Origin of the sequence: Enterobacter cloacae complex sp. IR5450 (genome assembly GCF_049238665.1) — a bacterium.
In the GTDB taxonomy this organism is placed as follows: domain Bacteria; phylum Pseudomonadota; class Gammaproteobacteria; order Enterobacterales; family Enterobacteriaceae; genus Enterobacter; species Enterobacter hormaechei_C.
In genome coordinates, this window is record NZ_JBMKIC010000016.1 from 37,259 (window position 1) to 51,684 (window position 14,426).

At 58.1% G+C, this 14,426-nt stretch carries 14 protein-coding genes; 10 read left to right on the top strand and 4 right to left on the bottom strand.

Features of this window, described 5'->3' with window-relative positions; genetic code table 11:
- Positions 1-3: 3 nt before the first annotated feature.
- Complete coding sequence (locus ACOTYB_RS13735) at positions 4-900, bottom strand: DMT family transporter (RefSeq protein ID WP_003857219.1); 897 nt, start codon at positions 898-900, stop codon at positions 4-6.
- A gap of 174 nt (positions 901-1,074) precedes the next feature.
- On the opposite strand from ACOTYB_RS13735, the gene ACOTYB_RS13740 reads away from it, so the two are divergent.
- Positions 1,075-1,947 (top strand): helix-turn-helix domain-containing protein, encoded by an 873-nt coding sequence (locus tag ACOTYB_RS13740; RefSeq protein ID WP_003857218.1) that lies wholly within the window; start codon positions 1,075-1,077, stop codon positions 1,945-1,947.
- On the opposite strand, the gene ACOTYB_RS13745 is transcribed toward ACOTYB_RS13740, so the two are convergent.
- Entirely contained in the window at positions 1,927-3,093 is a 1,167-nt protein-coding gene (locus tag ACOTYB_RS13745) for a benzoate/H(+) symporter BenE family transporter (RefSeq protein WP_220153828.1), read from the bottom strand. The two genes, ACOTYB_RS13740 and ACOTYB_RS13745, sit on opposite strands and share 21 nt — an antisense overlap.
- A 92-nt stretch (positions 3,094-3,185) precedes the next feature.
- Between ACOTYB_RS13745 and ACOTYB_RS13750 the strand changes: the two genes are divergently transcribed.
- On the top strand, positions 3,186-3,713 hold the full coding sequence (locus ACOTYB_RS13750; protein ID WP_045336245.1) for a helix-turn-helix domain-containing protein: 528 nt from the start codon (positions 3,186-3,188) through the stop codon (positions 3,711-3,713).
- A gap of 80 nt (positions 3,714-3,793) precedes the next feature.
- Complete coding sequence (locus tag ACOTYB_RS13755) at positions 3,794-5,758, top strand: peptidase U32 family protein (RefSeq protein WP_409248908.1); 1,965 nt, start codon at positions 3,794-3,796, stop codon at positions 5,756-5,758.
- Here the strand turns inward: ACOTYB_RS13755 and ACOTYB_RS13760 are convergent.
- Entirely contained in the window at positions 5,755-5,988 is a 234-nt protein-coding gene (locus ACOTYB_RS13760) for a DUF2554 family protein (RefSeq protein ID WP_045342933.1), read from the bottom strand. The genes ACOTYB_RS13755 and ACOTYB_RS13760 overlap by 4 nt on opposite strands.
- 243 nt (positions 5,989-6,231) lie before the next feature.
- On the opposite strand from ACOTYB_RS13760, the gene ACOTYB_RS13765 reads away from it, so the two are divergent.
- Positions 6,232-6,594, top strand: a complete 363-nt coding sequence (locus ACOTYB_RS13765) for a hypothetical protein (RefSeq protein WP_003857209.1) — start codon at positions 6,232-6,234, stop codon at positions 6,592-6,594.
- Positions 6,595-6,742: 148 nt separating this feature from the next.
- Here ACOTYB_RS13765 and ftrA read toward each other — a convergent pair whose 3' ends face one another.
- Positions 6,743-7,741, bottom strand: coding sequence for a transcriptional regulator FtrA (gene ftrA / locus ACOTYB_RS13770; protein WP_409248907.1), 999 nt, complete (start codon positions 7,739-7,741; stop codon positions 6,743-6,745).
- A gap of 73 nt (positions 7,742-7,814) precedes the next feature.
- Here ftrA and ACOTYB_RS13775 point away from each other — a divergent pair, with 73 nt between their 5' ends.
- The 6 genes from ACOTYB_RS13775 to urtD all read left to right on the top strand — a co-directional run bounded on the left by ACOTYB_RS13775 (position 7,815) and on the right by urtD (position 14,424).
- A complete protein-coding gene (locus ACOTYB_RS13775; protein WP_003857206.1) occupies positions 7,815-8,225 on the top strand; it encodes a rhodanese-like domain-containing protein in 411 nt (136 codons plus the stop codon).
- A 156-nt stretch (positions 8,226-8,381) separates the two neighbouring features.
- Positions 8,382-9,485: a cobalamin-independent methionine synthase II family protein gene (locus ACOTYB_RS13780; RefSeq protein ID WP_023314139.1), complete on the top strand. Its 1,104-nt coding sequence runs from the start codon at positions 8,382-8,384 to the stop codon at positions 9,483-9,485.
- Between the two features lie 200 nt (positions 9,486-9,685).
- Positions 9,686-10,957, top strand: a complete 1,272-nt coding sequence (urtA, locus tag ACOTYB_RS13785) for an urea ABC transporter substrate-binding protein (protein ID WP_220153829.1) — start codon at positions 9,686-9,688, stop codon at positions 10,955-10,957.
- 22 nt (positions 10,958-10,979) lie between these two features.
- On the top strand, positions 10,980-12,554 hold the full coding sequence (gene urtB / locus ACOTYB_RS13790) for an urea ABC transporter permease subunit UrtB (protein ID WP_220153830.1): 1,575 nt from the start codon (positions 10,980-10,982) through the stop codon (positions 12,552-12,554).
- A complete protein-coding gene (urtC, locus tag ACOTYB_RS13795; RefSeq protein WP_220153831.1) occupies positions 12,554-13,627 on the top strand; it encodes an urea ABC transporter permease subunit UrtC in 1,074 nt (357 codons plus the stop codon). Before urtB ends, urtC begins: the two co-directional genes overlap by 1 nt.
- The gene (gene urtD, locus ACOTYB_RS13800) at positions 13,627-14,424 is read left to right on the top strand and encodes an urea ABC transporter ATP-binding protein UrtD (RefSeq protein ID WP_015570541.1); all 798 of its coding nucleotides are present in this window, start codon (positions 13,627-13,629) and stop codon (positions 14,422-14,424) included. Before urtC ends, urtD begins: the two co-directional genes overlap by 1 nt.
- Positions 14,425-14,426 lie beyond the last annotated feature (2 nt).

The following is a 14,426-nucleotide window of genomic DNA, read 5'->3' on the forward strand; positions in this document are numbered from 1 at the left end:
TTTTTATGCCGTCCGCAGGCGGCGGAACCAGGTTTCCGGCTTCGTAAACATCACCATATTCCCCCCCAGTATCAACAACAGGCCGACGATCCCGTTGAGATGCCACACGTAACCCTCGTACACCGTTGAAATCGACAGCGCCACCAGCGGGAACAGCAGGGTGCTGTAGGCGGCTTTACCGGGACCAATGCGGCCTACCAGCGTAAAGTAGGCGCCGAAGGCAATCACCGAGCCAAACAGCGCAAGATAGAGCAGCGCCCCCATATAGCTCACCGTCCATTCCGGCATAAAGTTATCGCCTCTGAAGAGGGCGATAAGTCCCATCACGACGGTGCCATACAGCATCGCCCAGGCGTTGGTGGTCATGGTTTCCAGCCCGTTTCGCTGATGACGCATGCTGATCATATTCCCCAGCGAGAAGCCGTAGGTGCCGAGGGCGGAAAGCCCGATGCCCGTAAGCAACGACGCACTCCAGCCGCTGGCGAGCAGATCGTTCCAGAACAGGGTAATGATCCCGATAAGCCCCAGCGCTGCCGCCGTCCAGAAGCGTGCGGGTGGACGCTGGCCGAAGAAGATAAAGCTGTTGATGGCGTTATACAGCACGGCCATCGAGAAAATCACCGACTCAAGGCCGGTATTGATATGGGCGGCGGCGGTGTAAAAGCACCAGAAGTTGAAACAGAAAACGCAGCAGCCCTGAAGCATGCAGTAGAGATGATCCCGCAGCGCCAGCCTGCGCAGGCGGCGAAGGGCGACCAGGACGATCATCATCGTGGCGCTGGCCACGGCGAAGCGCCAGAAAATGGAGACCGGCGCTGCAACCGGCCCCTGTTGTAAAAAAATGGCGATCCAGGTCGTGCCCCAGATAACAACAACCAGCCCATAGAGTAATGCGTTCATGGTGTCTCTCTTCTCATACCGCGAAAAACAACAGTGTGGCGAAAGAAGAGGGACCCGGCTTTCATCGCCTTGCGCCGGACTTGCAAATTCTTGCGCTTTTTTCTCGCACAATGGCTGGTAACAGGCTGCAACACTTCTTAGACTGACAGTCTGATTAATCACCTGTTTACGGCCATGTCTCTCGTTTACGACACCTTTGAAACGTTACGCCAACAAAATGCGGTGCTGCGGGAAACCGTCGCGCTCAATACTGGCATTCAACTGGCGGCGTGGTACAACAAGCACGACACGATCACCGTGAAAAGCAACCATCACACCCTTAGCCTGTACGTGGCAGATGGCTATGAAAGCTATCAAAAAACGCCGGGTGGCTGGAAAAATGGCGGTGGGCCGGATCGTTTTTGTCTGATGCCGGAAGAGAGCGAATCCACGTGGGATATTCGTGACGACCTGTCGTTCGTGCACCTCTACTGCACCGATGAACACCTGCGGGACGTGGGGGAGAAAATCTGGGATAAACGACCGCTATCGCTGACGCTGGAGGAAAAAATATTCGGCAGCGATCCGAAAATCACCGCCCTTTATCGCCAGTTTTTGCTCGGCTGCGACTGGCAGCAAAACGCCAATCAGCTCACCCTGAGCACCGCGTCGACCTTATTGCTGACGCATTTAGTCCAGCACTATTCCAGCGTACAGTGGAAGCTGCCGGTAGTGACCGGCGGGTTATCGCCGTTTGTGCTGCGCAACGTGCTGGCCTTTATCGAGGAAAACCTGGCGCAACCCTTAACGCTGGCGGAACTGGCGGGCCAGGCCGCACTCAGTGAGTATCACTTTGCGCGGATGTTCCGCCAGTCGATGGGCCTGGCGCCGCATCAGTACGTTATGCAGCGCCGCATGGAGAAGGCCAAAGCGATGGTGCAGCACACGACCACGCCGCTCACCGACATCGCGCTGGCCTGCGGATTTAACTCCGCCAGCCATTTCAGTAACCGTTTTCGCAGCATGACCGGCATTACGCCGTCACAGCTACGCGCGGCGAAGGCGTGAGAAGACGGCGTAACAGATCCCTCCCAACACCAGCCCCCAGAAGGCGGAGCCAATCCCCAGGAGCGTGACGCCGCTGGCGGTCATCAGGAAGGTGACGATCGCCGCGTCGCGCTCTGCTTCATGATTCAGTGCCTGATACAAACTCCCGCTGATAGTGCCGAGCAGGGCCAGCCCGGCCAGCGTCTGGATGCCGCTCAGCGGCAGGGCGGCCATCAGCCCCGAAATCGACCCGCCGAACACCCCCGCCAGCAGATAAAACCCACCTGCGGCCGCCGCAGCCAGCCAGCGTTTACTGGCATCCGGGTGGGCGTCCGGGCTCTGGCAGATGGCGGCGGTGATGGCGGCGATGCATATAGAATAGACGCCGAAGGGGGACAACAGCAGCGCCAGCCCGCCTGTGGCAACGATCAGCGGTGAGACCGCCAGCGGATAGCCCGATGCCTGCATGGTGGCGAAGCCGGGCGCATTCTGCGACGCCATGGTCACCAGGAAGAAGGGTAAGCCGATGCTGATCAGGCTGGTGAAGGTGAACGCAGGGGCAATGAATTCCGGCATGATGACCGATAACGTCATCCTGTTCGTGACAACGTCACCTCCAGCCCAGGCAACGAACACGCCCACCAGCAGCGTGGCGACAATGGCGTACCGGGGCGCTACAGCTTTGGCCACCAGCCAGGCGGCCAGCATACTGCCGCAAAGAAAAATGTGTCCCTCAAGATTGCTGAATGCCTTCAGGCCAAACTGTAACAGCACGCCCGCCAGCATAGCGGCGGCAAGCGAGTGCGGGATCAGTTTCATCAACCGGGCAAACAGGCCGGTGACGCCGCACAGCAGAATCAGCGTATTCGCGAATATAAATACCCCGATGGTTTCCGCCAGCGTCACGCCATCCAGGCTGGTGGCGAGCAACGCCGCGCCCGGAGTCGACCAGGCGGTCAGCACGGGGGCTTTATACCACCACGACAATGCCAGCGTGCTGATCCCCATCCCGAGCCCTAGCGCGGTCATCCATCCGGCGATTTGCTGTGTACTGGCGCCAGCCGCCGCAGCCGCCTGCCAGATAATGGCGGCAGAGCTGGCATAGCCCACCAGAACGGCAACAAAACCGGCCAGCACGGCAGGAAAGAGAGAGGCAGTCGATCGCATGGAAACTCCGTTGTGCGTTATAACGTCCGGGATAAGGTATCACTGTGCGCTATAACGTACAAGTGGTATGCTTTGCCGCAACGGGAGGAACTATGGATATCACTCAACACCTGGCAACCACACTGAAAGCGCTGCGTCAGGCGCGGGGCTGGAGCCTGTCAAAACTGGCGGAAGAGACGGGCGTGTCGAAAGCGATGCTTGGGCAAATCGAACGCAATGAGTCCAGCCCGACGGTCTCTACCTTGTGGAAAATCGCCACCGGGCTGAACGTACCTTTTTCGGCGTTTATCACTCCAGAAAGCGAACCGCAGGCGGTGTTCGATCCGCAGCAGCAGGCGATGGTGGTGAAACCGCTTTTCCCCTGGGATGAACAGCTTAAGTTCGACCATTTCTCCATCACCCTGTCGCCCGGCGCGCTGAGCGAGTCCACGCCGCACGAAGCCGGGGTGATCGAACATGTGGTGGTGATAAGCGGTGAGCTGGATATGCAGATCGACGGTGTCTGGCGCACAATATACGCTGATTCCGGCGTGCGTTTTGCCGGCGATAAACCGCACGCGTACCGCAACAGCAGCGCCCGGACGGTGCATTTTCACTCCCTGATCCATTATCCCCGCTAAAGCGTCGCAAAACGGTTTCACTGACACAGACTTCTGACTACAATAGCCGCCATTTTGACCATAACGGATAACGACGAAGTATGCGCCTGCACTCCCATCATCTTGAACTGCTAAGCCCGGCCCGCGACGCCGCCATTGCCCGTGAAGCCATTCTTCACGGTGCGGATGCCGTCTACATTGGCGGCCCTGGCTTCGGTGCCCGGCATAACGCCAGCAACAACCTGCGCGACATTGCCGAGCTGGTACCGTTCGCTCACCGTTTCGGGGCGAAGGTGTTTGTGACCCTGAACACCATTCTTCATGATGATGAGCTGGAGCCCGCGCAGCGTCTGATCACCGATCTCTACCAGACCGGCGTTGATGCCCTGATCGTTCAGGATATGGGCGTTCTGGAACTGGATATCCCGCCGATTGAGCTGCACGCCAGCACCCAGTGCGATATCCGCACCGTCGAGAAGGCGAAGTTTCTTTCGGACGTCGGGTTTACGCAGATTGTGCTGGCGCGCGAGCTGAACCTGAACCAGATCCGCGATATCCATCAGGCGACCGACGCGACCATTGAATTCTTTATCCACGGTGCGCTGTGTGTGGCCTATTCCGGGCAGTGTAATATCTCTCACGCCCAGACGGGGCGCAGCGCTAACCGGGGCGACTGCTCTCAGGCCTGCCGTCTGCCGTATACCCTGAAAGACGATCAGGGCCGCGTGGTGGCATTCGAAAAACACCTGCTGTCGATGAAAGATAACGATCAGACGGCGAACCTCGGTGCGCTGATCGATGCTGGCGTACGCTCCTTCAAAATTGAAGGGCGCTACAAGGACATGAGCTACGTCAAAAATATCACCGCACATTATCGTCAGATGCTGGATGCCATCATCGACGATCGCGGTGATCTGGCGCGCGCCTCCGCCGGGCGTACAGAGCATTTCTTTATTCCGTCTACGGACAAAACCTTCCACCGCGGCAGCACGGACTATTTCGTGAATGCCCGTAAAGGGGATATTGGCGCGTTCGACTCACCGAAGTTTATCGGCCTGCCGGTGGGTGAAGTGCTGAAAGTGGCGAAAGATCATCTTGACGTTCAGGTGACAGAGCCGCTGGCGAACGGCGATGGTCTCAACGTGATGATCAAACGTGAAGTAGTGGGTTTCCGCGCCAATACGGTGGAGAAAACCGGCGAAAATCGCTATCGCGTCTGGCCGAACGAAATGCCTGCCGATCTCTACAAAGCCCGTCCTAATGCGGCGCTTAACCGTAACCTGGATCACAACTGGCAGCAGGCCTTGCTCAAGACCTCCAGCGAGCGCCGCATTGCGGTGGATATCGCGCTGGGGGGCTGGGAAGAGCAGCTGATCCTGACCATGACCTGCGAAGACGGCATCAGCGTGACGCATACGCTCGACGGCCTGTTCGAGGTGGCGAACAATGCGGAGAAAGCGCTCAACAACCTCAAGGATGGCGTGGCGAAGCTGGGGCAGACCATTTATTACGCGCGCAATATTGAGGTGAATCTGCCGGACGCGCTGTTCGTGCCGAACAGCCTGCTGAACCAGTTCCGCCGTGAAACGGCCGAGATGCTGGATGAAGTACGCCTGGCAAACTATTCGCGCGGCAGCCGTAAGGCCGAAGCGGTGCCTGCGCCGGTCTACCCGGACACGCATCTTTCTTTCCTCGCGAACGTATACAACCACAAAGCGCGTGCGTTTTATCATCGTCACGGCGTGCAGCTGATTGACGCCGCGTATGAAGCGCATGAAGAGAAGGGCGATGTGCCGGTGATGATCACCAAACACTGCCTGCGGTTTGCTTTTAACCTTTGTCCGAAACAGGCGAAAGGCAATATTAAAAGCTGGAAAGCGACGCCGATGCAGCTGGTGAATGGCGATGAAGTGCTGACGCTGAAGTTTGACTGCCGTCCGTGTGAAATGCACGTTATCGGCAAAATGAAGAATCACATCTTCAAAATGCCGCCGCCGGGAAGCATTGTGGCCTCCGTCAGCCCTGACGATTTGATGAAGACCCTGCCGAAGCGTAAAGGCAGCTAACCCGCAGAGTGGGTATCCGGTTTGCGCGATTTCTGCCAGGTATGGTGCTCGCGCAACCCCTCCGCAGACTCCTCAGCCGCGCTGCGTAACTCGTCGCTGTCAGCTTCATGACGAAGCTGATGGTCGGCGTTTTTCACATACACAAATTCATGCCCTTTGTGCTCCGCGATAATCTGTCCTGAGAACAGGGCGCTAATCACCAGCAGTAGCGAAAATTCTTTTCTGAACATCATTTATCCCCTGAAAATACGCTACGGTCATCGTAGGGATAATTTCATAGAGTAATTATTCGACTCTTTAAATTTGAGAAAATAGAGTGTCAAAAATTGTGGTCGCAATAAAACGCGCTTAAGACTATTCTTAAAAGCCATATCGACGTTGTAAACTCCCATTTCTGGTATGCAAAGAGAAGCTAGATTTATTGGGAAATCATTTACAATAAGATTTTTCTGGCTAAGGATTGGATCGAATAAATGAAAAAAATAATCGTGCTATCACTTCTGGGCGTAGTGGTTGCGGTGGGTGCTGCGGCCAGCATCTATTCAAATGAAGAACCAGAATATATTCAGTCAGCAAAAAGCCGTGTCGGATCGTATTTAACCAGCGATTACGGACGTGTCGAATGTAATAGCACCCAGGTAAGTGAAGATCGCTGGGAGCTGGGCTGTACCAATAAGGCGAGAGGCAAAACCTTCCAGTTCGCCGTTTACCCACCCGAGCAGGCACCGTATGGGGTCTCACGTGCGTTTTATCTCGAAGCGATTAATGATGATGCCCGCCAGAGTGCAGATCAGGGGCTGATGCGTTATCTGCAAATTAATACCAAAGCGGGTTAATCGATTCGTTTATGCTTCGTTGAGGCTCACAGTGGTAGATTGCTGGTGATCCACATCCCGGTAGGGAATACCGGAGCGTAGATACCAAAATACAAATCTATCCATGCAAGCATTTACCGCCAGATTATGGCGGTTTTTTTTTGCCCGTTTATCGTACCGGCTGTAAAAATTGTTTGCGATATTGCGCGGGCGAAAGCGCAAATTGCTGCCGGAAATGGTGGCGCAGCGTGGCGCTTTGTCCAAATCCGGTTTGTTCCGCAATATTATCAATGCTGAGCCGACTGTTTTCGAGATAATCTTTTGCCCGCTGCAATCGCGCAGTCAATAACCAGCGCGCGGGCGTTGTCCCGGTCGCGTCCTGGAAACGGCGCAGAAAGGTGCGTTGACTCATACCCACCCGCAGGGCCAGCGATTCGACGGTATGGGAAACGGCCAGATGCTGGTGAAGATAATCGAACAGCTGGCCCAGGCGCTGGCTCTCCCGCAACTGAGCCACCGGTCGGCTAAGTTGCTGGGTTTGCGAGCCGTCCCGATGGGGCGGGATCACCAGTCGACGCGCCACGCGGTTTGCTGCCTCCATACCGTAATTCCGGCGCACCACGTGCAGACACAGATCAATCCCCGCGGCGCTGCCGGCGGAAGTGAGAATATCGCCTTCGTCCTGGTAGAGCACATCTTCGACCACGGTGATGGCGGGAAAGCGTGTTTTCAGAGCTTGCGTGTAGCGCCAGTGGGTGGTTGCCTTCCGCCCGTCAAGCAGGCCTGAGGCTGCCAGAACGAAAACGCCAGAACAGATCGAGAGTAGCTGGCAGCCGCGGGCACGCGCCGCGCGGAGCGCCTGGCAGAGCGCTTCGGGTACGGGTTCATCCAGCCCTCGCCAGCCGGGTATAACAACCAGATCCGCCGTTTCAAGCAGACGCAGATCGCCGTCGGCCAGAATACGGATCCCGCCCGTTGCCCGGAGCTCGCCGCCATCCACGCTCGCCACGGCGAACTGATACCAGTCATCGCCCATCTCCGGGCGCGGCAAGCCAAAGATTTCTACCGCCACGCCAAACTCAAAGGTACATAAACCGTCATATGCCAGCACGACCGCGCGCGGCGAGGGATGTCTTAAGTTTGTCATCTTTTTGCTGTTTTCTGGCATAGGCGGACGCATTCATGTTCTGAATTAAGGGATAGAGTAGTGTTAACACAAACACCACAAATGAGGAAGATTCATGAGCTATGTTACTGAATTTCCGGCTGCTGAGCCGCAGGAAGCCGTGGGGCATTTTCTGCGTCGTCTGAGCGTCGAGACGGACTGCGCCGATGTCCATCACGCGGTATCCAGCGGTGAGCAGGACTTTGTTCTGCTGCACGTTGTCGGGAAGCCTGAACATTTTGCCCGGCGGCATCTGCCCGGCGCGCTGCATTTACCCTGGAGCCAGATCACCGCCGAGCGGATGACAGCGTGGCCAGAGGGCACGCTGTTTGTCGTCTATTGTGCAGGCCCGCACTGCAACGGGGCGGACAGGGCGGCGCTGAAGCTGGCGCGTCTGGGTCTGCCGGTTAAGATTATGCTCGGGGGCATGACCGGCTGGGAAGATGAGCGGTTCGCGTTTGCAGGATCTTCATCGCCCGCCCTGTGAACATGAATTTATTTCAACACAGATGAAATTTTCTCGTTTGTCGGCGGCGAGCCGGTATGACATCTTTTTAGGACGTTTAGACATCCAGAAGTCTAAATGTTCAAGAGATGAATTATCACTGTGGGCAATTAACGCCGACAGACAGAGGAGATTTCCATGCAGCGACACCACGCCCCGTACCGCGCCGATGTAGTCGGCAGTTTTTTACGCCCGGACTCTGTTAAACAGGCCCGTCTGCAATTTGCCAGCGGTGAGATCGATGCCGGTCAGCTTCGCGCGGTTGAGGACGAGGCCATTCGCCATGTTGTCGAACAGCAGTGCGCCTGCGGTCTGCATGTGGTAACGGACGGTGAATTCCGCCGCGCCTGGTGGCACTTTGACTTCTTTGACGGGCTACAGGGCGTAGAGCGTTATGATTCGCAGCAGGGCATTCAGTTCAACGGGGTGCAGACCAAAGCCCACGGCGTGCGCGTAACGGGCAAACTGGGCTTCGGCGATCATCCTATGCTGGAAGATTTTCGCTACCTCAAAAGCATCAGCGGTAACGCACAGCCGAAGATGACCATTCCGAGCCCGAGCGTGCTGCACTTCCGCGGTGGCCGCAAGGATATTGATGCCACGGTCTACCCGGATCTGAAGGATTACTTTGACGATCTGGCGACAACCTGGCGCGATGCCATTCGGGCCTTTTACGATGCAGGCTGCCGCTATCTGCAACTGGATGATACCGTCTGGGCCTACCTTTGTTCAGAAGACCAGCGCCGCCAGATCCGCGAGCGCGGTGACGATGCAGACGAACTTGCCCGAACCTATGCCCGGGTGCTGAATAAGGCGCTGGAGGGCAAACCGGACGACCTGACCATCGGGCTGCACGTCTGCCGCGGCAACTTCCGCTCAACCTGGATTTCCGAAGGCGGCTATGAGCCGGTGGCGGAGGTGCTGTTCGGCACGGTGAACGTCGACGCGTTCTTCCTGGAGTACGACAACGACCGTAGCGGCGACTTTGCGCCACTGCGTTTTGTGCGCCCGGGTAAACAGCAGGTGGTACTGGGGCTGATCACCACCAAGCACGGTGAACTGGAGAACCCGGAAGGGGTGAAAGCGCGTCTGGAAGAGGCTGCGCGCTACGTGGCGAAAGAGCAGATTTGCCTCAGCCCGCAGTGCGGATTTGCCTCCACGGAAGAGGGTAACAGCCTGAGCGAAGCCCAGCAGTGGGATAAAATTCGCCTGGTGACGCAAATCGCCAGCGACGTCTGGTAACGCCGTTCACAGCGCTGCATTATTACAGTGCAGCGCTGTACCATTCTGAGTCGTTTACCGTAAATCCTCTCTTCGAACCCGTTTAAATCCTGCCTCTGCAACCTGGCACCCTTTTTGCTCTCCTGAAACTGACGTTACTTTTTCTGCGTCCGGGCGGTAACGGACGTCTTCGCACAGCTTTCTTTTTCAGGAGTGAAAATATGCACCGTCGTACCTTTATAAAAGCGTTCGCCTTGTCCGCCTCCGTGGTCGCCATGGGGGTCAGTTTTGGCGTCCAGGCCGCAGAGACCATTAAAGTCGGGATCATGCACTCACTCTCCGGCACGATGGCCATTTCAGAAACGCCCCTGAAAGATGTCGCCCTGATGACCATCGATGAAATTAACGCCAAAGGCGGCGTGCTCGGGAAAAAGCTGGAGCCGGTGGTGGTTGACCCGGCCTCCAACTGGCCGCTGTTTGCCGAAAAGGCCCGCCAGCTTCTGAGCCAGGATAAGGTCGCCGTGGTGTTCGGCTGCTGGACCTCCGTATCGCGTAAATCAGTTCTGCCGGTTTTTGAAGAGCTGAACGGTTTGCTGTTCTATCCGGTGCAGTACGAAGGTGAAGAGATGTCACCTAACGTCTTCTATACCGGCGCGGTGCCTAACCAGCAGGCGATCCCGGCGGTGGAGTACCTGATGAGCGAGGACGGCGGCAGCGCGAAACGCTTCTTCCTGCTGGGAACGGACTACGTTTACCCGCGCACCACGAACAAGATCCTGCGCGCCTTCCTGCACTCGAAAGGCGTGGAAGATAAAGATATTGAAGAGGTCTACACCCCATTTGGTCATAGCGATTACCAGACCATCGTCGCCAGTATCAAGAAATTCTCTGCGGGCGGTAAAACGGCGGTGGTCTCCACCATCAACGGTGATTCCAACGTGCCTTTCTATAAAGAGCTGGCGAACCAGGGGCTGAAAGCCACGGACGTGCCGGTTGTGGCGTTCTCGGTGGGCGAGGAGGAACTGCGCGGCATTGATACCAAGCCGCTGGTGGGTAACCTGGCGGCGTGGAACTACTTTGAATCCGTCGATAACCCGACCAACCAGACCTTTGTCGCGGCCTACAAAGCCTACGCGAAAGCCCATAAGCTGCCGAATGCCGATACCGTCGTCACCAACGATCCGATGGAAGCGACCTACGTCGGCCTGCATATGTGGGCGCAGGCGGTTGAAAAAGCGGGGACAACCAACGTGGACAAAGTGCGCGCGGCAATGGCGGGCCAGTCGTTCAACGCGCCGTCCGGCTTTACGCTGACCATGGATGCCACCAACCACCACCTGCATAAGCCCGTCATGATTGGTGAAATCGAAGGCAACGGCCAGTTCAACGTCGTCTGGCAAACCGAACAGCCGGTACGCGCTCAGCCGTGGAGCCCGTTTATCGCCGGGAATGACAAAAAACCTGACCAGCCGATGAAAACCGCCAGCAACTAAGCCACCACCAGGGAGAGACGTCATGAACGCCATGCGCATGATGATTGCGATTGTGTGGCTTACCGGACTGCTGCCAGGGATGGTGCAGGCATCGGATGCCGATGATTTCGTTGCCGCTAGCCGCAGCCAGCAGACCGCCATGCTGACCCGCTGGGCAGCCACGCCGGAACCTGCACGTTTGCCGCTGCTTAAAGCGCTGCAACAGGAGAACCTCTACACCGACACCCAGAAGAAGGCTTTTACCCGCATCGACGGCGAAATGGTTGCCCTGGGCGCGGCAAAGAGCGCCGAAGGAACGACCAAAGCCGTGCGGCTGACCAACCGGCTGCGCGTGTTAACCGTCACGGCGCTGGCGACGCATCAGCTTGTCAGTGACAGTGTCACCGAAAGGCGTCATGCCGCGCGGCAACTTCAGCGTGACGCCCAGCCGGATATGCTCGGGTTTCTGCAACAGCGGGCTAACCGCGAAACGGATGACGTCACCCGACAGTCGCTGAGGCTGGCGCTGGCAAATCTTCAGCTGGCGAGTCCGCAGGCGGAAACGCGCCTCAACGCGGTTGAACTGTTGGGACAGTCTGACGATCCGGACGTTCAGGCCACGCTGACGCCGTTCACCCGGGCGCAAACCGAGCCGGACGCACGGGTACGTGCCGCCGCCGCTGAGAGCCTGGACCGTATTCAGCACCGGCTGATGTGGGGTGAACTGCTGGGGCAGGCCTTCATGGGCCTGTCGTTGGGGTCGGTACTCTTGCTGGCCGCGCTCGGGCTGGCTATCACCTATGGTCTGCTGGGGGTGATTAACATGGCCCACGGCGAAATGCTGATGCTCGGGGCGTATGCCACCTGGATGGTGCAGCAGGTGATGGCGCAGTGGATGCCTCAGTGGCTGGCGCTTTATCCGGTGGTGGCGCTGCCGGTGGCGTTTTGCCTGACGGCAGGTATCGGGATGGTGCTGGAGCGCACGGTGATCCGCCATCTGTATGGCCGCCCGCTGGAAACCCTGCTCGCCACCTGGGGGATCAGCCTGATGCTGATCCAGCTGGTGCGCATGACCTTTGGCGCCCAGAACCTTGAGGTCGCTAACCCGGCCTGGCTGTCCGGCGGGGTGCAGGTTTTCGCCAACCTGACGCTGCCGTGGAACCGTATTGTGGTGCTCGGGTTTGTGCTGATGGTGCTGTTCTTCACCTGGCTCATTCTGAACAAAACGCGTCTGGGTCTGAACGTGCGGGCGGTGACGCAAAACCGCAGCATGGCGGCCTGCTGCGGCGTCCCCACCGGACGGGTAGATATGCTGGCGTTTGGCCTCGGGTCCGGCATTGCCGGGCTGGGCGGCGTGGCGTTGTCCCAGCTGGGGAACGTGGGACCGGAGCTGGGCCAGGGATACATCATTGATTCGTTCCTGGTGGTGGTGCTCGGCGGCGTCGGCCAGCTGGCCGGTAGCGTCGCGGCGGCCTTTGGTCTGGGGATCTTCAATAAAATTCTTGAACCGCAGATGGGCGCCGTGCTGGGCAAGATCCTGATTCTGGTGGCGATCATTCTGTTTATCCAGAAACGTCCGCAGGGGTTATTCGCACTTAAAGGGAGGGTGACAGACTGATGAGCCAGCCATTGACCTTAACACTGGCGCGCAGGGCACCGCGCACCGCGCAAATCTTCGGCAGTCTGCTGGTTGCGGCGCTGCTGGTGCTGCCTTTTCTCGCGCTGTTGCCCGCCACCCATCCGCTGGCCGTTTCCACGTGGATGTTGACGCTCATCGGCAAGATCCTCTGCTACGCGGTGGTCGCCGTGGCCCTCGATCTGGTCTGGGGCTATGCCGGTATGCTCTCGCTGGGGCACGGCATATTCTTCGCCCTGGGCGGCTATGCGATGGGCATGTACCTGATGCGCCAGGCGGCCGGAGACGGGCTGCCCGCGTTTATGTCGTTTCTCTCGTGGAGCGAACTGCCCTGGTTCTGGTGGGGAACGCAGCATTTTGCCTGGGCACTGGTGTTAATTGTGACGATACCCGGCCTGCTGGCGCTGGTCTTCGGCTGGTTTGCTTTCCGCTCGAAGATCAAAGGGGTCTATTTCTCCATCATGACCCAGGCGCTGACCTATGCGGGCATGCTGCTGTTCTTTCGCAACGAAACCGGCTTTGGCGGCAATAACGGCTTTACCGGCTTTACCACGCTGCTCGGATTTTCCGTCACGGCGACCACCACGCGGATCGCGCTGTTTCTCGCAACGGTCGTGCTGCTGCTTCTGGCCCTGGGCACAGGCTACGCGCTGGCGAAGAGTAAATTTGGCCGCATTTTAACGGCGGTGCGCGATGCGGAAAACCGTCTCACGTTCTGCGGCTACGATCCGCGCGGCTTCAAGCTGCTGGTCTGGACGCTTTCCGCCGTGCTGTGTGGCCTGGCGGGGGCGCTGTACGTTCCGCAGGTGGGCATTATCAACCCGGGTGAAATGTCGCCAACCAACTCGATTGAAGCGGCCATCTGGGTGGCGCTGGGCGGCCGCGGCACGCTGGTGGGCCCGGTGATTGGCGCGGCGCTGGTCAACGGTGCGAAGAGCTTTTTCACCGTGGCGATGCCGGAGTACTGGCAGCTGTTTCTGGGGCTGATTTTCATCGCCGTGACGCTGTTTTTACCGCGCGGCGTGTTCGGTCTGTTACGTAAGGGAGAGAATTAATGCAGCCCTCTGAAGGACTCTTTACCCGCCAGCTACCGGGCGACCGTTACCGCGAGCAGACCGATCCGGTGTTGCAGCTCGAGGCCATTAACGTCAGTTTCGACGGTTTTCAGGCGTTGACCGATCTCTCGCTGAATATCGGCGTCGGAGAATTGCGCTGCATCATTGGCCCTAACGGAGCCGGTAAAACCACGCTGATGGACGTGATCACCGGCAAAACCCGGCCAAAAAGCGGGAAAGCTATTTACGATCAGTCCATCGATCTGACTGCCCTGGAACCGGCGGCCATCGCCCGTCAGGGCATTGGCCGTAAGTTCCAGAAGCCGACCGTGTTTGAAGCGTTGACCGTAGGGGAAAACCTCGAAATCGCCATGAAAGCCGACAGGTCCGTCTGGGCGAGCCTGCGGGCCACGCTCAGCGGCGAGCAGCGCGACCGCATTGATGAGATGCTGGTTTTGCTGCGGCTTGGCAGCGAGCGCGATCGCCGTGCCGGACTGCTTTCCCACGGACAGAAGCAGTTTCTGGAGATCGGCATGCTGCTGGTGCAGGACCCGCACCTGTTACTGCTGGACGAACCCGCCGCCGGTATGACCGACGCCGAGACGGAATACACTGCCGAGCTGTTCCGCACCCTGGCAGGCAAGCATTCGCTGATGGTGGTTGAGCACGATATGGGTTTCGTTGAGACCATCGCCGACCACGTCACGGTGCTGCATCAGGGGCGCGTACTGGCGGAAGGTTCGCTTCGCGAGGTACAGGCCAATGAACAGGTGATTGACGTCTATCTGGGACGCTAAGG